We start from the raw sequence: 17,551 nt of genomic DNA, 5'->3' as shown, positions 1-17,551 counted from the left end.
CCTAATTGTAAAACCAATGCGTCCGGAAGTCGAAACCACCCGCCAATGAAGGGGTCAGGTGCTGCATTTTAACATTCTGAGGAGGCGGCGAAAGCTCTAGAGCGAGGTTGGAATCGGTCTAGTGAAGGGGTCAGTTGCTGCATTTTAACATTCTGAGGAGGCTACGAAAGCTCTAAGGCGGGGTTGGATTCTGGGGGAACCGCGCTTCGCCGCCAAGCTGCGGGCGTTGGTAAAGCCAGAGGTGAAAAAGAGTGGAAGAGATCTCGTAGGCCGACGCCATGATGAGCTGGAAGCGGAAAGAATTCTCCAAGATGCGGCTGCATTAATCGATCTACCGCTGAAGATTTCCGACTATTAAAACTAAGGAAGGGGGATACAAAGAAGTTTCTGATCGCAAGCCTTCTGAGGCAGAGGACTTCGGAAGGTAATATCTGGTTGAGTGATATGTTGGTGTTGGGACATTTGGCGGCAGTGAGCCGGTGGTTAGGGGATTTCATGAAATCGAGGCCTGGCAGAAAGGAGCTTATGAAGCTCTCAGAAATGTTAAAAAGAAGCACCTGACCCCTTTTTGAGACCCCTTTTTGACTTTTTTCTTTCTGACCCGGTAAAAATTTCTGCAAATTGGATTTTCCGTTTTCAAACAAAGAAGGCTGCCTCCTGAGGGAAGCAGCCTTTGTAGATTGGGTATTTTCGAGAACGGTTAATTATTTCATCTGCTCTTGAGCCTGACGAAGTGCCATTTTGAGCTGTTCCACCATGGTCTTGAGGCTCTCTTCAGGAAGCATGTCGACGTTATCAAGGCTACTGAGAGACATTTCAGCTTGTTCTTCCGTCATCGCGCCTGCTTTTACAGCAATGTCGATGTTGGACTTGGTGACATCCTTGACCGCATCTTTCATCTCATCGACCGTTGTTGCCTTGTTGAGTTTTTCCAGGGATTCTTCAGTGTTCTTTTTGGCTTCATCTTTCATTTCGTCGGATTTCGCGGCCGCATCGTTGATGCTTTTAGCTTCATCCTTGGTCAGCTCGCCGGATTCCACCGCTTTTTCAGTCTGTGCTTCGACTTGTTTGACCTCTTCAGACTTTTGTTTGCAGGAAACAAGGAATCCGGTGGAGACGGCCAGTAGGGTGATAAGAGTTCTTTTCATATGGTTCTGAAATTTGGAGGCATCCAAATCTTTGTCAAATGACGAAAACTTAATACTTCGTTGCCATTCCGGCTTTGCGGGTCGTTCGTAATCGGTGGGGACTGCCTGTTACCGTGTTGTGAAATAAGTGGTGGGCACGGAACCCGTGCCGGTGCATGTGGAGTTTGACCGCCATGGCTGTGATAGGTTTTGCCTGAACCGTCCGGGTTGGACTGTGGTGAATGATTCGCACCATCCTGGTTTGATCTCTCAAGGCGCGGAAACCGGCAACTCGTCACGGTGGAGGGGGAACTCCAAGTCCCCGATGGAAAGAGCCGATTGCATGCCGAAGGGCTACTTCTTGGCTTTCGGCTTGGCGCTTTTCTTGGCCTTTGATTCCGCCTTCGCTTTTGCTTTGGCTTTATCTTTTTGCAGTTTTAATTTTTCCCATTCCAACCTCTGGGCAAGAGCCAGTTCGTAGGCACCTTTGTCTCCGTGTTTCGTGCAGGACCAGCGTCTGGCGTTTTGCTTGGCTTCGATCATCATATTCGCGACCCAATACCAGTCCTCCCGTCCGGAGCCGTCCCTCTGTTTGAACCGACGTACTCCCGGCTTAAACTCGAGACTTTCATCCAGTTCAACTGTCCTTTCGCCACCGGCCTTTGTCTTCAAGTATTCTTTTTTCATGATGGAAGATGTTTTCTCAGAACTCATTCGTTTCTGAATGATTCTATAACGTCATTTAACGATATTTTCCAACGTAAATATCGCACTGTTAAGGGTTAAGCCCTTCGTGCAAGGTCCCGACGCCATGAAAAATCCATAAGTTCACCGCCAATCGAGACAACCTCCGGAAAAGTTCCAGCTTGCCTGATTGGCGAATATCCAAACGATGTAAGCCCATGGCTGCTGGTAGTTTACTTACACTTTTCGACGATATCGCAACGATTCTCGACGATGTTGCGATTCTCACGAAAAAGGCGGCGGCGAAGACGACCGGGTTGCTCGGGGATGATCTGGCGCTGAACGCGGAACAGGTGAGCGGAGTGGTCGCGAAGCGTGAGGTCGCCGTTGTATGGGCGGTGGCGAAAGGGTCTTTCCTGAACAAGCTGATCCTGGTTCCGGTCGCGCTGCTGATCAGTGCGTTCGCACCGTGGGCGATCACCCCGATCCTGATGTTGGGGGGACTGTATCTTTGTTTCGAGGGGGTTGAGAAAGTGCATCACGCGCTACAGCATCGCGGCAAGAGGACGGAACAAGACGCTGAGAAGAACCTCAAGGAACTCGCTGAAAATCCGGATCCAAAAAAGGTCGAGACGGAGGCGGCGAAAATCAAGGGAGCGGTGCGGACCGATCTCATTCTCTCTGCAGAGATCATAGCCATCGCGCTTGATGCAGTGGCGGACGCGGATCTCACCCGGCAGGTGATCGTCCTTTCGGTGATCGCGATAGGGGTAACGGTCGGGGTCTATGGATTGGTGGCGGGTATCGTGAAGCTGGACGATCTGGGGCTCTACCTCACCCGCCAATCGAAGGCATTTTTTCAGAAGCTGGGTTCCGGCATCCTATGGGCGGCACCGCTGTTCATGAAGACCCTTTCCATTGTGGGCACGGCCGCGATGTTCCTTGTTGGCGGCGGGATTCTGACTCATGGGATTCCGTGGTTGCACCATCAGATTGTGCATCTGGCCGAATCCATCAAAGCTATGGGAGGAATGGGCGGTGCCTTTTCAGCGATTGCGCCCACACTGCTCGATGGGATCACCGGACTGATCGCTGGAGTTGTGGTTCTGGGTATCGTGATGGGTTTCAGGAAATTACGCGGTAAGCCTGCCCACTGATCCGATGACTCCGAAAGTTTGGATCCGCTGAGAGGCCATGGTAAAAAGGGACAGACCCTTGGTGAATACACTCTGTTGGAAACGAATGAATCATTATGGGAGGATGCCGAATGGATGGCTTGTAAGCTTATGATCCGGGGTGTCCTTTTCAGCTGCATCCGCCATCAACTGTGGTAGTTTGGACGGTCAAATAACCAACCACACCATGAAAAATCGATTTGTCTTCGCCTTCGCAGCTGCCGCCACTCTGTTTATGATTCCGCCATTCGCGGGGGATGTTTCCGCGCAGACGGCGGTAGTGGAGAAAGATTCGGCAGAGAGCGAATATCCCATCGGTAAAAACTGCATCATCACCCTCGATCCACAGGACAGCTCGGTAATCGATTTGAAGAATGATGGGAGCGTTGACCGGGGTTTTGTCGCTCCACTCACGGTGCGGGGAATAATAACCCGGGACCACGGGGCGTGGTTAATCATTTCAGAAGGACGCTATGAAAACTGGGTGCCCAAAAGCAAAATCCTGATGATGAGGATTGGTGAGTGAGCATCAATGGAGTCGACTGCCTAAGAGGAGGGCGATGTTCCATTTTTACATGAATAGGATCGGCTTTAAGTGCTTCGATTTGAGACTCCCTGTATCCGTTTTACCTCCTCCTGCGAAGCAAAGGGACCACGCCAAGCGCGAAGAGGAGTAGCGCGGAGGGTTCAGGAACGGGAACAGTGACGATGTTGCTGAGATACTCACGATCATCGTCTGCGATAAATACATTTCCGGTGAAGACGGTATCGATCAGGAGGGGGTTGAAATCCACGTCCGATTGATAGGTGTAACTCCCGGCTTTGATGGTGAAGGTTTGTCCGGCGGAAACGGTAAGCGGATTGAATCCCAGAGTGCCGTCATTCTTGGTGACGTCTCCATAGTTGTAGCTGGCATCCTCGACTAGAACCTGAAGAGGGACGGTTCCTCCTGTGCCATCGATATCATAGGAGAGCGATTGTCCCGAGTCCGCAAAGAGGTAGATGTTGTTATTGTCGGAGGTGGTCCATTCATCGAAGACGATAACCCGGGCATCCCCTCCTACAGTGATGTTAAAAACAATGTCATCGGTAATGGTCAACGTGGGGGTGGTAGTCCCATTGATGAAATCTCCGGAGAGGACGATGGCGGCGCTCGCTGGGACCAATGCGGAAACTAGCAGGACGCTAGGGATAAAAAATGCTTTGGAGATCATGATTTTTAAGGCTTTAGGGTAAGGGGGTGGTGTTAACAGGATTTCCGTAAAAAGAAAGATATACCGGCCCCTCCGCTAACGGCCCCAAGTGATTCAGGCCTTTCATTTGAGCATTTCTAATGCCTCGCTCCTCTCATCGTAGTGGGGCAGACCCGATTTGATCATTCCAACTCTTATGATCTGTCTCCTTCATGTTTCGGGAGATCCCGGATATTTGGTTTTCATGATTTTGGGGTCGATATGATACCTAGGGCGTATGAATGCAGGAAAAACTACTCTCGCGCTATTCACCATTTCGTTGGGAAGTAGTCTCGCACAGGTATTCGAGCAGGAGCTAGTTGAGCAAAGTCCGGTTGCCCTGCGGAAGTCAGAGACTCAATACGGAAAAATTTCGATAAAACGACCTAGGGCTGTCTCTGATTTCAAAACTCTGCGGGAATTAAATCCAAAACTTCCGGTCGCCTTGGCTGAAATTGAAAGTTTGGTCGAGAATGGGACTGTCTCGAAGCGATTCGATCTACTTTTCGATGAAAAAGCCAAACACATCCAGAGGCAGAAAACTTTGTCCGCACTTTCGAATTATAACTACTACGATTGTGCAACGATTATGGATCTAGTGCACCCCAGGTCCGGCCGGAGAGCTTTGCTTATCCAAGCGGGAATGGATGTGGTGACCGATGGGTCGGATCCCGATAGGGCCGCGAATCTGGAAGACTACCATGACGCTCTGACATCGGATTGGTTCCAGCCATATACCGGCTATGTCTGGGGGAGTGCGGAGAAAAAAAGTCCGTTCGCCACCTACTACGATGATAGGATCGCCGAGCTGGTAGCACTCAAGGCGGAGGTGGATAAGAGGAACCGGGAATTGCCAATACGTGCGTGGCGGAAGATTTCCGAGGCTTATCAGGAGGAGATCAATCATCTGAGCCGGGTAAAAAATGACAATAGCTGGGGGCTTGGCGCAAATCCCCGCTCAGTGGTAGCGGCTCTGGACCCAATCATCGTCCTGCCCAGAAACTGGTTTGGTAAAAACGCAGCGATAGCCCACGGGGACTATGCTCTGGTCATCTACGGAGACAGGGTATTTCCAACCATGGTTGCCGAGGCCGGCCCTTCCTACAAAATCGGGGAGGCTTCCCTGAGGCTCGCATGGAAGATCAATAAGGAGGCTTCGGGGAAACAACGGGCGGCCGAGGCATTCAGCGTGAGCTATGTGGTATTTCCCGGCACCAGAAAGTCTTCCCGAAGTGAACCGGATGTCTTGGAAATCAACGAAAAGGTGCGCTCCTTGATCGGGGAAATTGGAGGCCTCGGAAAAGGCGCCAAGTTCGAGGCATGGGAACAGTGATCCGCGTGAGTTCTGACACTGTCAGGGCAGGTGGATCGACTCCTTGTGCAGCCCTATTTTCCGGGGAATTTCGTGATATCAAAGTATGGTGATAAAGACCCCGTGAAACTTGCAGAACTCGAATATATCAGTTGTAGAAGAACGTGGATTTGATTTTGACACGTCTCTGTGTGCTTCAGGCAAGGTTTCCCTACAGCTGATACGCCGCGAAGCCTGAAAATTACACAGAAGGCTTGAACAACAGTGAATACCAGGAGAGCAGTTTCGTAGGGGACGAGGTAAGAATAGAGAAGAAAAAGTTCATACAAGGCTTTGCGACACAATCTGATCCTATTGGGAGAGTGTTGGATAATTAGTAACAAGGGGCCGGTTTTCGCAGGTGAGCTTTGTGGCTTTAGTGCAAAGAGGCGCGTCCTATGTGGTTTTGGGGAGGTCGCTCACTTAACACACCACATAACGCCCAGGATAAAGCAGCGCTTGATAAAAACGCCGGCCAGTTACTCGACCTTTTTGTATGAAATCAGTTTCGAAGCGACAGAAAGCGCTTTTCCCTCACCTTTGTCATAGAATTCCAATTCCAGCTCAACTTCCGATTTGGTGTCTAGAGCGTCCTTCAGAAAGGCTTCAATCTTCTTCGGGAAGCCCTCCTTGTAGCCCATTTTTTCATAATTCATTTTCACTGCCCTGAGTTTTTCAGCGTTGGGCTCCTTGGGCGTAAAAGCATACATTGTTTTGCCATGGGCCTTTGTGGTAGTGATCGTTCCAACTCCTTTTTGAGTTTCCTTTTCAAGTCCGGCAGTCTTTCCAAAGGCCAGACCAACAATGCAAAAGGACATCAGTATTAAAAATAGGTTTTTCGTCATCTAAGAAATATGACGAATCTGAGGTCAGGTTGTCAAATCGTTGAAACCGATCGGTTTAATAGAGAGGAATTTTTTAAAACGCTGGTTTTTTAAGACGCCCTGGATTCGCTAGTAAAATGGTTTGCTCACGTGACCTTGAACCCCGCGGACAAGTTGCTAAGTTCGACATCCGAGGGAGCGGAAATTCGCGCTTCCGGACAACCTCACAGTCAACCAGAACACATGTTAACCCCTACAGAAGCGGACGTAATCAAAGCCTGCGGCGAAACCGGTATCCGGGAAATGGTAGCCGCCTTCTACCGCCGTGTTCCCGGCGATGACCTCATCGGCCCGATGTATCCTGATGATGATTGGGAAGGTGCCGAAGAGCGTTTGGCCGATTTCTTAATTTTCCGTCTGGGAGCCTCGGAAGCATATCTTGAGAAGCGTGGTCATCCACGGCTCCGAATGCGCCACGCTCCCTACAAAATCGGCATCGCTGAACGCGATCGCTGGCTCAAGCTCATGTCCGAGGCCATGGACGAAACCAAGGTCCCTGCTTTCGCCCGCGCCTTCCTGAATCCCTTTTTCGCCCAGGTTGCCGATTTTATGCGGAATACCCCGGAGCAGTAGGGCACGGACCCGCTATCGGAACCCATCCAGGTATCTGACCCCAAGTTGCGGTCTCACGCTGTGAAACGACAGGAATTGCCAGCTACCGTTGGCCTCGAGCTGATCCCTTCTCATCCATGCTGAAGCGCTCCGGGTTCGTTTGTTTCGTGTCCAGCCGTCTGGAACCTGCACCCCGGTGCCGCTTCCGGGCAGGCTTGGATAACTTTCGACTGCAATCCGGATCCACAAAGCCTCCGCTCCGTTCCTTAGGGCATTTGATAGGAATTCCGGTGGTAGGCGCGCGCTCTTGGTTCCGTCGATATTCTCAAGCCGCACCAAGATCGACTGCTCACCGGCATTCCGTCCCTGGGTTGGGAAAAGTGGGTTACCACTATCGAAGCTTGAGGTAGTGGTGACGTGCACAAACCACTGGGCTGGTAGGGAACCGAATGAACCGAAAGCGGTCGGGTCCAGCACAAGGTGGTCGAACTGGATCCAGCTCCGGTTTATTTTGTCTGCCAGATCGGGACGGGTCGAAGTCAATAGACCACGGAGATCAAAGGCAAACTCCGCGTGATAGTCTGTCCGGTCATACCAGCTCTTTTTGTGAAAAACCCGCTGGGAATCACGAGTGGAGGCAATGGTCCCCACAACCTCCATGGTTGGCCCTTCAGGTCGCTCGAAGGGTAATCCTAAACCCGTATGATCCACGCTTCCGATTAGTTCGATATTTGGTTCCATGCGAGTCCGTGTTGAGCTGACCTCGGACCTCTGCGGATCTACCCTCACGGTTCTACATGAAACAAAAAGAAGCGGAAAAATGAATGCCGATAGCGGTATTCCCAAGCATAACCTTTGTAAAAATTGCTTCGTCATTCTTTGGCGTATATGGAATGAAAGTATTCATGTCAATTATATGATAGTATAAATAACAGGTAAGCTTGGATCTATGAAGATATCTACCCGCTGATTACAAAGTCCGGCATGGCGCGTTGCGGGTCCGGGTATCGGGTTACATCGGGCTTAGCTAGCCGCAGACGGAGCCAGGCTGTTCTGTTAACTGGAAGGACTCATGACGTGGAGGTTTCGATCTTTACCTTTTCTTGGTTCAGATGGAGGTTTTTAGCAGGTATGAAAATATATTCCCGCTTTCTGATCCCGGTCCTTCTTTTATTAACGCAGGTGCAGTGGGCTGGGGCCGAAACACGGCAGTGGACGAGCGATACCGGGCAGGTGATCAATGCTGAACTGAAAAGCCACGATGGCGAGAGCGTGACTCTTTTTATGAATGGAAAGGACTACGTGCTGCCCCTGGACAAGCTCTCGCAGGAAGACCGTGACTGGTTGGAGAAACGGGAAGTACAAATGGAAAAGCGGCTCGCCGGGCTATTGGGAATGAGAAAAAACGCAGCGATCAGCCATCGCTATGGGGAAACCACCGAGGAATATTTTCAAGGCCCGTTCGGCAAAAAAATGCGGGAGTTTTATGACACCGAAAGATCCATTTGCGATGTGCCGGCCTCCGGGCTTTTTATGAAATGTGATGAAGCTGTGGCATGGAAGGATGCGACGATGCTTGTGTATTGTCCAACTACCTACAAAGGGGAGAGCACTCCGATGGGAGTGTATATCAGTATTGCGCCGGGACCTGCCTCGCTGAAGATGAAGGCGGGCTATGAGGAGGTGCTGGGCAATCTGAACATGATCTATGCCTCGCCATCCGGTGCCTCCAACAAGAATGCAGATGTGCGCAGGATGGCGCTCGCGCTGGATACCCTGGCCACGATCAGGAAGGAATACGTGATTGATGAGGATAGAATCTTCGTCGGCGGATCAAGTGGTGGAGGCGCGATGTCGAGTTGGATGGCGGTGTATTTTCCCGAGTTCCGCGGAGCGATCAATCAGGTGCGGAATGCTTACATCCCTTCGGATTCCTGTTTCCCCACGATTGATGAGGGCGATATCCGTCCGCTCACAAGGAGGAAGCAGGCGTATGCATTTGTCACGGGCCCGAAAGATTCCAATTACAAGGCGATCGTGGACTGTATCCCTTCCTGGGAGGAAAAGAATTTCATAGTGAAGCTGTTTGATATTCCCGGAATGGGCCATAGCCAGGCATCTGCTGATTCATTGGAGAAAGCATTGCGCTGGGCGGAGGAATCTTCCGATCCACCGAAGCGGGACTGAGGAAAGGGAGGCTACGTCAGCCGAGGCTTTGCTGGATGAGCTTTAGGATGGCTATTCTGCCGGTGCGGTCCTTCGATGAGCTGACGATGACGGGTGGGACGTCCCGGAGGTGGGGGGGCATGGCGGCGAGGAAGGATTTCACGGTGGCCTGCGTTTTGGCGGCGGATTGCTTGTCTGCCTTGGTGAAAACGAGCGCGAAGGGCACGGAGCATTCTCCCAGCCAGTGGATGAAATCGATATCGATGCGCTGCGGGGGGATGCGGGAATCGATGAGGGTGAAGACGCGGCGGAGGTTTTCCCGGGTTTCCAGGTAGTCGCCTACGGATTCGTTGAAATTGATTTTTTCACTCCTGGCGACCTTGGCGAAGCCGTATCCCGGAAGATCGACGAGGCTCCAATTCTCGTTCATGACGAAGAAGTTCAACAGCTGGGTTTTCCCAGGGGTCGCGGAGACTTTGGCGAGGCCATCCTTGTTGGATAGCATGTTGATCATCGAGGATTTCCCGACGTTTGATCGGCCGATGAAGGCGAACTCCGGGCGGTCCCATTCCGGCGCGGCTGTGATGTCCCGGGCGCTGGTGTTGAATATGGCGGATTTGATTTGCACGAGCCACGCTCCGGGCGCAACCGCCGGGGGGCAAGGAAATATCCTCCGGGCAGCCAAGTGGATTTCCCGGAAAGAACAGTGGTGGCTGTCGAATAAATGCGTGCCAATGAGATGGTGGACAGCGTAGAACGGTGGGGAGCCAACCTTGCTTTCAAGGGATAGGCAGGCCGCAGTTATGAGAAGAAAGAAGGAGAAAAGCCAGAGTTCCAGCAAGAAGCAGCACCGGGATAGAAGTGCGGAAACGGAGATGTTTCTGAAGAAAAACCGCCTGAAGGAGGACGTGATCGAGACGGAGAGCGGCCTGCAGTATACAATTTTAAACCAAGGCGAGGGGGAGAGTCCAACGGAGTGGAGCACGGTGGAGGTCAACCAGCGCATCCTGCTGGTGGATGGGACGGTGATCAAGGATACCTTCCGCATGGCGGAGACGGACCGTTTCAGCATGGAAGAGGCGATTGCGGGGCTGAAAGAGGGTCTCCCGATGATGAAAGAAGGTGCTCGGTTCCGTTTCTTCGTTCCGCCGGATCTTGCGTGGGGAAAACGCGGGGCAGGGGACAAGATCGGCGCGTATGCGACACTCATTTTTGACATTCGCCTGGAAAGGGTGCGGGGCTGATTACGTTCTACCATGAAGGGAAATGGCTAGTGCGGGGCGCAATGTATTTCACGCCGGCAGCTACTCCGTCACCGGTGGATCGATGATTGGCTGGAGAACCCTCCATACCTCTGGCAAATGCGGATAAAAAGACCACCTGACTTCTACTTTGTCCGCATGTGACTCCACGTAGTAGCTGACGGTGGTATGGTCGTTTTTCTCAGGTTTTTATAGAATCCTTTCCATGGCTTTTAATAGATTCTGATATTACGAGAGGAAAGGCCTTATATGATCGCTCACGCTGCTGGTTCGCCGCGGCTGGCAGTGATTCGCCTCCGGTTCGTATTAGCTCCTTGGAGGCATGGGACGTATGTGGTGCAGTGGAAGGATCATGATCCCACCTTCAGATTCCGGGCCGCACGAGAAACCACAGGCGAAATCCGACGGGGCGGATGCGCGGGAGAGATTGCGTGTAAAATTCGGCGAGGGGGATTACCTGGTTCGCGCGCTGGAGGCGGGGGATATGAGGACGTTGCAGGAATTTTTCTACTCACATAATGAGGAGACGATACGGATGAGGTATGGATATCCACGGAAGTGGATGAACGATGAGGATGCCTACAAGCTGGTGACAGTGGATCAGGAAAAGGATCCCGCGCTGGGAATTTTCCAGGAGGTGGAGGGGAAGCAGGAGCTGCGGGCGATTGGCCGTTACTATCTGGACCAGGGAGGGAAGAGAGCGGAGATCGCCTTCGTGGTGCACGAGGATACGCGGCATATCGGTATGGCCGGTTTCCTGATCGCGAGGCTGGCGGAGATTGCGGAGCCGAGGGGGATCACGGAGTTTTGGGCGAGCGTGCTGCCAGACAACCGGACCATGGCAGGGCTGTTCGTGGCGGTGGGCGGAAAAGCGGCGAAGGCTGCGCTGGACGAGGAGAGGACCTTCGAAATTGGGGTGGATGAGGTGTTGAAATCGCGGAAGAAATTTCTTGAGGAGAAGAAGATCGAGACAAAGGAGGAGATCCAAAGGAAGACGGGGATACATTACGATTCCTGCTACGAGCGCCACGATACGGGAGAGGACCATCCGGAATCCGCGGATCGCTACCGGGTGCTGATGGCGGCACTGGAGGAGCTGCCGGCGGAGTTCGTGAGATTACCGGGGCGGATGGCGAAGGTTTCCGAGGTGCTGAGGGTGCATGAGTATTATTACCATGATCTGGTGTGGCGGGATGTGGAGGAATTCGCCGAGCAGCTACGGACGGGCGATACGGCGATCTGTGAGGAGAGCTACGAGGTGGCGCTGGAGGCCAGTGGGGCGGTGCTCAATGCGGTGGATGCAGTGATGGCAGGGGAGGTTTCGACGGCATTCTGTGCCACGCGACCGCCCGGGCACCACGCCACGGCCACACGGGGGATGGGGTTCTGTATCTTTAATCATGTGGCCATCGCCGCGCGGCATCTGCAGGAGGTTCATGGGCTGAAGAGGATCGCGATCATCGACTGGGACGTGCACCACGGGAACGGGACGGAGGATATTTTCATCGAGGACCCGGATGTGCTGTATGTCTCATTGCATGAGCATGGCTACTACCCCCACACTGCCAGCGATACGCAGCGCGGCCAGGGTGCAGGGGAGGGAACGAACCTGAATATTTCCCTGCCCGAGGGCTCGGATGGGGAAACCGCACTACTGGCGTGGAGTGAAAAGCTCGAGCCGGAAGTGAATGCCTTCCAGCCGGATTTTATCCTGATTTCCGCGGGGTTTGACTCAAGGATGGACGATCCAATCGGCGGGCTGCGGTGGACGGATGAAACCTTCGCGGAAATGACGCGGCGCTGCATTGTGCTGGCGGATCGATGGTGCCGGGGAAGAATCGTTTCCGTGCTGGAAGGCGGCTACAATCCGGAGGGATTGGCCAGCGCGGCGATCGCGCATGTGAAAGCGCTGGAGGCCGGCTAAAAAGGAAACGGAGCCAGCCCCGCACCCACCGGGGTATCGGAGCTGGCAATTGGAAATCAGGTGAGGCTGTGGAGGCCGACGACATTCCCCTCGGGATCGCTGAAGATTGCGATGAATCCGTGCGGAGAGATATCGAAGCGTTCCCTCAATACTTTTCCCCCTGCGGCCGGAATTCTTTCCAGCACGCTGTCCAGATCACCCTCGACATTCAGATAAACCAGGGTGCCGCCGGGGCCTGGATCACAGCCGTCCATTTTTGTAATGGCTCCGCCAATACCTTTCTCGTAGTCGGAGGGGAACATTGCCATATTGCAGCCTTCCATTTCGGATGGCATCAGCGTTGTGGCAAGTATGGTGCTGTAGAACTCCGTGGATTTTTCGAGATCATTGGTGAAGATTTCGAACCAGTTGAGTGCGTTTGTTTTCATGATTTTTAGTTGATTGAGTGCCCGTAAATTGGAGCAACACGAGGATTCAAACACCACCTACTGACAACCCTATGTCAGCAGGGGTGCATAAATTTACGAAATCCCGTGAATAGAGCGCCGAGACCCCGTGTGCCGCCTCACGGACATGCTCCCGCAATTCCCGGGGTTCGAGCGCTTCCACCCGGTTGCCGAAGCCCAGCAACCACTGGGCGAGCCAAGGCAATGAGAATGACAATAGCTCCAGGCTGACCCGACCATCCGCCAGTATCTTCTCGGCTACCGCTGTTCCTTGCATCTCAGCCCTGAATCGCTCAAGCACAGCGACATCCACCGCCACGGTAGCCGGTGTCAGATCGCTGCATTCTATGCTCTCCCGGAGGAACTCTTTCACCGAAAAATCCAGGCGATCCTCAAAGCTCTCATCCAGCACCAGCCACTCCGCGATCCGGTCCAGGCGGAAATTACGCATTTCCTGCCGCATCCGGCACCATCCGATCAGGTGCCAGTTTTGCGCATAGAATACAAGTCCCAGCGGCTCGATAACGCGCAGGCTGATTGCACCCCGGTTGGCCGTATTATAGCGGATTTCCAGACATTTCCGCCTCACCACGGCTCCTTGGATCGGCATCAGGGACTCACGCCGTATATCAGCCGAGGAATTGCGTGGCGCTATGCCTACCCTGTCCCGCAACCGGACCAGGTAATCGTTTTTTTCCTGCGGCAGTACCGAGCGCACCTTGAGCAGCGCGGATTTAAGTGATTCCCGGAGTGAATCATCCGCCACTGGCCCGGTCACCTCGGCACTCATGAAAAGTGCCGCAGCCTCGTCCTCCGTGAACATTACGGGGGGCATATGATACCCGCGCATCAGGCTGTAGCCCACACCAGCTTCGGCGGCGATCGGGACGCCGGCTTCGCTCAGTGCTGCAAGATCCCGATAAACCGTGCGTACACTGATTTCGAAGTGGGCAGCAACCTGTTCCGCGGTGATGACCCGCTGGCTTTGAAGCAGCAGGATCATTCCGGTGAGTCTGTCGATTCGGTTCATGAAATCCGCACATGTTCATATCAAGCCACCGCACCTGCCGACAAGCCATGAATGGGAAACGCCACTCAGTATCCGGCCAATGTTCCGGATAATTTTCTACTCAGAAACGTAGGGCTGTTTCTGATTCTCCTCGGTGAGTGGGATGACGGAGGCGTTTCGCAGCTCCATTTTCATAACGAGTCGATCGTGCAGCTGAAAGCCGATCAGGCCTTCATGGGAGCGTTCGGGGTCGTTATCCAGATAGTCCAGGATCTTTACGCCATTGAGCCAGTATTCCAGGCGATTTCCGTTTGCACGGATGGTCATGCGGTTCCAATCTTCCTTTTTAAACGCATGTTTCATCACTTTCTGATCGGGAAAGATTCGTAGGGAGGGGCGGGCGAACCAATCGCCGAGCGTTCCATTGATTTTCTCCTCGAGAGAGGCGTCAAATTCGTATCCGGAGGGGGCCTCATAGCTGGCTCCGGTGCGTTTCCACTCGAAGGTGAAAGGAACCGCGCGGAAATATATGCCGGAGTTCGCCTTCGGGCCGCCGCTCAATCTGATCTCCGCACTGAGAATAAAATCGCCGAATTTCTGCCGCGTATACAGCCACTCCGGTTTGGTGAGTTCTTCTCCATTGGTATCGCCGGTGATGATGCCATTGGCGATGGACCAGCGGTCGGATGGGACCTGCCATCCATCGAGAGTGTTTCCAGAAATTAACTGGATGGCTCCTTTGCCTTTAATCTCAGGCTCCAAGGCATCGTTGGCGGGACGGGCCAATAGGATGGATGGCACTAGTAGGAGGCAGAAAAGGGTTTTCATAGAAGGTAAGAACTATCGGGAGGGCGGAGATCTGTCAAACAGCCGGGATTTTCGGGGGATACGGATGGGGTAGAAGGGAATACGGAGACGATAGGGTAGGGTAGTTCCAGCTGAGAAATAATTCGGTTCTTTTACTTGACTGTTAAGCTAACAAAAGTATCCGCTTTACCCAATGTTCGTCGTTATTTTTGCCTTAATTCTGGTCTCTGTGTCGTTTGCACAGGGAGCGAGTTTTCTGGTGGATTTTAATGAGACTGGCGGGACTTCCCGTCCTGTAGGGACCTGGAATGAATACGATGCGCCCGGCGATATCAGGGGCGGGAAGCTGGCGGATTCCGGTGGGACGATTCCTACTTTCGGAGGACCTACCCTATCTGTAACGGGCGATATTACGGACAATACGCTGAACAGTGGGCTGGCTGTTTACCAGCCGGCGAACAACAGCGGCCGGAACCCGGTGTGGGCGGGAGCTGTAGGTCTGAATGGTGCGACCGGCGATAATTTCTATACAAACAATTCACCGAACAGCGTTGCGCATACCTTTACCCTCTCCTTCGGTGGACTGGAGGCGGGGAGCTATTTGAGCCTGGATCTGCTGGCCTCCCGAGATTCCACACTGGCGCGGGGATATTTCGATTACTCTCTGGATAACGGAACTACCTGGAGCGGCTTTACCGTGGTGGAATACGACGGCACGCCCACGACTCTGGGCGGTTGGGATACGAAGAACACGGCCACTCAGATCTTTTCGCTGAAGAATGATGGATTCACGAACCACCGCTATCTGACCATGAGCGGCACGCTTTCCGCGACTTCCACAACCCTGATGGTCCGGACAACGGATGATACTTCCGAGGCATCGGTATTCAGTGCGATGAATGCGTTGCGCCTGACCACGGTGCCGGAACCATCCAGCGCCGCGATGTTGATTTTGCCGGTGCTGGGTCTCGTTTTCCGTCGCCGACGCTGAGTGGCTGAAATGGCCGGCGGCGGAGGGTGAAGATAGCTTTACAAAAAGCTTCCTGCGGGTGGCGGCGTGCATAGTGTGGCGAACCGGGGGAGCAAGTTTGCCGACCCATGCATGATGTCACTTTCCCCAATCCAGCGTTTCACAGTATCCGGTTCACAACGCGTCCGGCATGGTTGCAAGCAGTTCGGCAAATGGCTGTCCGGTTCCGAGCGGCTGAAGGCGTGGTTTTACCCACCCGCGGAGATTCGGACCCCGGCGGAGAAGTATCGGGAGTTCAATGAGAATTGCTTCGCGGACATCCACGAGCAGGAAAGGATGCTGGCGGACGAGCCGCGGATGGCCTTCTACCACGAGGCTATCAGCCGGAAGATCAAACCGGGTGACCGGGTGATCGATCTTGGAACAGGGACGGGGATTCTGGCGGCGTTCGCCTCACGGCAGGGTGCGGCACAGGTTTATGCGGTCGATCATTCCTCGATCATCGAGCACGCGAAGGAGCTGGCGGCGGAGAACGGGATCGAGAATGTGGATTTCGAGGATGTGCACAGCTCCAAGCTTTATCTGGATGAGCCGGTGGATGTGATCGTGCACGAGCAGATCGGGGATTTCCTGTTCGATGAGGCGATGGTGCCGAATGTCTGCGATCTAAGGGACCGCCTGCTGAAACCGGGTGGTTTGATTTTGCCGAGCCAGTTCGAACTTTTCTGCGAGCCGATGACGCTGCATGACGACCGGCGGGTGCCCTTCATCTGGGAGCTGACCGATGTTTATGGCTTCGATTTTTCCAGCATGGAGAGGAGCTGCCCGACGGAGCCGGAATACCACAAGCTGGTGAGCTGTGATCCGGGAGTGGTTAAACATTTTCTAGGAAAACCGACACCGCTGGTGGAAGTGGATCTGCATACGATCAATGAGTCCACGGTGCCTCTTTCGGTGACGTTCACGAGGAAAGTGACAACAGCTGGAATGCTCGATGGACTGGTGGTCTATATGAAGGCAAAGGTGGATGACGATCTTGTGCTAAGCTCGAGCCCGCTGGATCCGGGCAGGGCGCCGCATTGGGGATTCCGTATTTTGCGTTTGGATCAGGTGCGCACGGAGATCGGCGATGAGCTGGAAGTGACATTGACAGTGGAGGATTGGGCGGATCCAAGCACCTGGCAGTGGATTTGCGAAAAGAATCGCAGAAGTTAGGAGCCGGCTGGCGATGGGTGTCCGTCCGGCTCCGTAGCAGAGCTTTGCAGTTGGATTTCCACCAGGCGTTCGAAGATTCCGGGGAGTTGGGCGATATCCACGTCCGGATCTTCCGCTCCCTGCTCACGCCCCAGCTCGAGCAAGAGCTGGATGGACTCGAGAGTGGAGAGGAAATCCGCGCGGGGTTGTTTCTTGAAGCGGTAGCCGGAAGGTTGGCGCGGGGTGAAGCTGACGGCGGGGAGGGTGCGGAGGTTTTCGCTGAGACGCAGGATTTTCCCGGCGAGCGGCCAGGTGCCATCGACGATGAAGATTTGCAGTTTTCCGTGAGGTGCGGTGGTGAGTGACTGGTAGCCTTCCTGCGAAAGATTCGCCGCATGGGGAGAGGGAAAGAGGAGCACGGAGGTGTATTCAGGGTCCTCGATTAAGGCGCGCATGGCGGGATCTTCGGTGAAATCGACCCCGATATGAAGTCGGCTGTTCCTCAGGGCCAGATGACAGAGTCGGCCGGTGCCGGTCTTTTGTTTCCGTGCCTCCTTCGGGTGCATGAGGATGACGAAGCGCGTGCGGGTATCAAAAGGCTGGATGAGGTGGCAAAGGCATACCGAGGCGGAGCGATCGCAGACATGGCAATGCTCCCGATGAACCGGTGAGAGGCTTCGCTTTCTATCGAGATATTCCTGGAGGTTCAATGGGTAGGTGGTAGGCGGATGTCACGTTTGGCTGTGGTTGGGCTTCTTTCAAGGGTGA

19 protein-coding genes are annotated in these 17,551 nt (G+C 53.7%); 9 read left to right on the top strand and 10 right to left on the bottom strand.

Translation table 11 applies throughout. The annotated features are described in order from the left end of the window. Positions 1-704: 704 nt before the first annotated feature. Positions 705-1,148, bottom strand: a complete 444-nt coding sequence (locus tag AAGA79_RS09800) for a hypothetical protein (RefSeq protein WP_411825616.1) — start codon at positions 1,146-1,148, stop codon at positions 705-707. 333 nt (positions 1,149-1,481) lie between these two features. After that, positions 1,482-1,814: a hypothetical protein gene (locus tag AAGA79_RS09795; RefSeq protein ID WP_411825615.1), complete on the bottom strand. Its 333-nt coding sequence runs from the start codon at positions 1,812-1,814 to the stop codon at positions 1,482-1,484. A gap of 215 nt (positions 1,815-2,029) precedes the next feature. On the opposite strand from AAGA79_RS09795, the gene AAGA79_RS09790 reads away from it, so the two are divergent. Together AAGA79_RS09790 and AAGA79_RS09785 are read left to right on the top strand one after the other, a co-directional pair. Continuing rightward, positions 2,030-2,968, top strand: coding sequence for a DUF808 domain-containing protein (locus tag AAGA79_RS09790; RefSeq protein ID WP_411825614.1), 939 nt, complete (start codon positions 2,030-2,032; stop codon positions 2,966-2,968). 205 nt (positions 2,969-3,173) lie between these two features. After that, positions 3,174-3,512 (top strand): hypothetical protein, encoded by a 339-nt coding sequence (locus AAGA79_RS09785; RefSeq protein WP_411825613.1) that lies wholly within the window; start codon positions 3,174-3,176, stop codon positions 3,510-3,512. 100 nt (positions 3,513-3,612) lie between these two features. Here the strand turns inward: AAGA79_RS09785 and AAGA79_RS09780 are convergent, their stop codons facing one another. After that, positions 3,613-4,200 (bottom strand): PEP-CTERM sorting domain-containing protein, encoded by a 588-nt coding sequence (locus AAGA79_RS09780; protein ID WP_411825612.1) that lies wholly within the window; start codon positions 4,198-4,200, stop codon positions 3,613-3,615. 256 nt (positions 4,201-4,456) lie between these two features. Between AAGA79_RS09780 and AAGA79_RS09775 the strand changes: the two genes are divergently transcribed. Then, complete coding sequence (locus AAGA79_RS09775; RefSeq protein WP_411825611.1) at positions 4,457-5,551, top strand: hypothetical protein; 1,095 nt, start codon at positions 4,457-4,459, stop codon at positions 5,549-5,551. A gap of 497 nt (positions 5,552-6,048) precedes the next feature. Here AAGA79_RS09775 and AAGA79_RS09770 read toward each other — a convergent pair whose 3' ends face one another. After that, positions 6,049-6,387 carry a hypothetical protein gene (locus tag AAGA79_RS09770; RefSeq protein ID WP_411825610.1) on the bottom strand — a complete coding sequence of 113 codons (339 nt, stop codon included), beginning with the start codon at positions 6,385-6,387 and terminating at the stop codon, positions 6,049-6,051. A gap of 249 nt (positions 6,388-6,636) precedes the next feature. Between AAGA79_RS09770 and AAGA79_RS09765 the strand changes: the two genes are divergently transcribed. Further along, positions 6,637-7,026: a globin gene (locus AAGA79_RS09765; protein ID WP_411825609.1), complete on the top strand. Its 390-nt coding sequence runs from the start codon at positions 6,637-6,639 to the stop codon at positions 7,024-7,026. Positions 7,027-7,038: 12 nt separating this feature from the next. Here the strand turns inward: AAGA79_RS09765 and AAGA79_RS09760 are convergent, their stop codons facing one another. Then, a complete protein-coding gene (locus tag AAGA79_RS09760) occupies positions 7,039-7,746 on the bottom strand; it encodes a hypothetical protein (protein ID WP_411825608.1) in 708 nt (235 codons plus the stop codon). Positions 7,747-8,136: 390 nt separating this feature from the next. Between AAGA79_RS09760 and AAGA79_RS09755 the strand changes: the two genes are divergently transcribed. Next, a complete protein-coding gene (locus AAGA79_RS09755) occupies positions 8,137-9,192 on the top strand; it encodes a hypothetical protein (RefSeq protein WP_411825607.1) in 1,056 nt (351 codons plus the stop codon). 16 nt (positions 9,193-9,208) lie between these two features. On the opposite strand, the gene yihA is transcribed toward AAGA79_RS09755, so the two are convergent. Then, on the bottom strand, positions 9,209-9,799 hold the full coding sequence (yihA, locus tag AAGA79_RS09750; RefSeq protein WP_411825606.1) for a ribosome biogenesis GTP-binding protein YihA/YsxC: 591 nt from the start codon (positions 9,797-9,799) through the stop codon (positions 9,209-9,211). Positions 9,800-9,944: 145 nt separating this feature from the next. Here yihA and AAGA79_RS09745 point away from each other — a divergent pair, with 145 nt between their 5' ends. Together AAGA79_RS09745 and AAGA79_RS09740 are read left to right on the top strand one after the other, a co-directional pair. Next, positions 9,945-10,415: an FKBP-type peptidyl-prolyl cis-trans isomerase gene (locus tag AAGA79_RS09745; RefSeq protein ID WP_411825605.1), complete on the top strand. Its 471-nt coding sequence runs from the start codon at positions 9,945-9,947 to the stop codon at positions 10,413-10,415. Between the two features lie 370 nt (positions 10,416-10,785). Further along, positions 10,786-12,357, top strand: a complete 1,572-nt coding sequence (locus AAGA79_RS09740) for a GNAT family N-acetyltransferase (RefSeq protein WP_411825604.1) — start codon at positions 10,786-10,788, stop codon at positions 12,355-12,357. A gap of 56 nt (positions 12,358-12,413) precedes the next feature. Here the strand turns inward: AAGA79_RS09740 and AAGA79_RS09735 are convergent, their stop codons facing one another. The 3 genes from AAGA79_RS09735 to AAGA79_RS09725 all read right to left on the bottom strand — a co-directional run bounded on the left by AAGA79_RS09735 (position 12,414) and on the right by AAGA79_RS09725 (position 14,640). Further along, positions 12,414-12,785, bottom strand: coding sequence for a VOC family protein (locus AAGA79_RS09735; RefSeq protein ID WP_411825603.1), 372 nt, complete (start codon positions 12,783-12,785; stop codon positions 12,414-12,416). A 46-nt stretch (positions 12,786-12,831) separates the two neighbouring features. Then, positions 12,832-13,833: a helix-turn-helix transcriptional regulator gene (locus AAGA79_RS09730; protein ID WP_411825602.1), complete on the bottom strand. Its 1,002-nt coding sequence runs from the start codon at positions 13,831-13,833 to the stop codon at positions 12,832-12,834. Between the two features lie 96 nt (positions 13,834-13,929). Then, entirely contained in the window at positions 13,930-14,640 is a 711-nt protein-coding gene (locus AAGA79_RS09725; RefSeq protein ID WP_411825601.1) for a DUF1080 domain-containing protein, read from the bottom strand. A 172-nt stretch (positions 14,641-14,812) separates the two neighbouring features. Here AAGA79_RS09725 and AAGA79_RS09720 point away from each other — a divergent pair, with 172 nt between their 5' ends. Continuing rightward, positions 14,813-15,610 carry a PEP-CTERM sorting domain-containing protein gene (locus AAGA79_RS09720; RefSeq protein ID WP_411825600.1) on the top strand — a complete coding sequence of 266 codons (798 nt, stop codon included), beginning with the start codon at positions 14,813-14,815 and terminating at the stop codon, positions 15,608-15,610. 111 nt (positions 15,611-15,721) lie between these two features. Beyond that, positions 15,722-16,804, top strand: coding sequence for a 50S ribosomal protein L11 methyltransferase (locus AAGA79_RS09715; protein WP_411825599.1), 1,083 nt, complete (start codon positions 15,722-15,724; stop codon positions 16,802-16,804). Here AAGA79_RS09715 and AAGA79_RS09710 read toward each other — a convergent pair. Next, positions 16,801-17,493 (bottom strand): tRNA-uridine aminocarboxypropyltransferase, encoded by a 693-nt coding sequence (locus tag AAGA79_RS09710; RefSeq protein ID WP_411825598.1) that lies wholly within the window; start codon positions 17,491-17,493, stop codon positions 16,801-16,803. The two genes, AAGA79_RS09715 and AAGA79_RS09710, sit on opposite strands and share 4 nt — an antisense overlap. Positions 17,494-17,551 lie beyond the last annotated feature (58 nt).

It is taken from the genome of Luteolibacter sp. AS25, assembly GCF_046736275.1.
Classification (GTDB): Bacteria; Verrucomicrobiota; Verrucomicrobiia; order Verrucomicrobiales; family Akkermansiaceae; genus Luteolibacter.
Note: the sequence above shows the minus strand (reverse complement) of the source record. Positions and strands in the feature narration are given on the sequence as shown.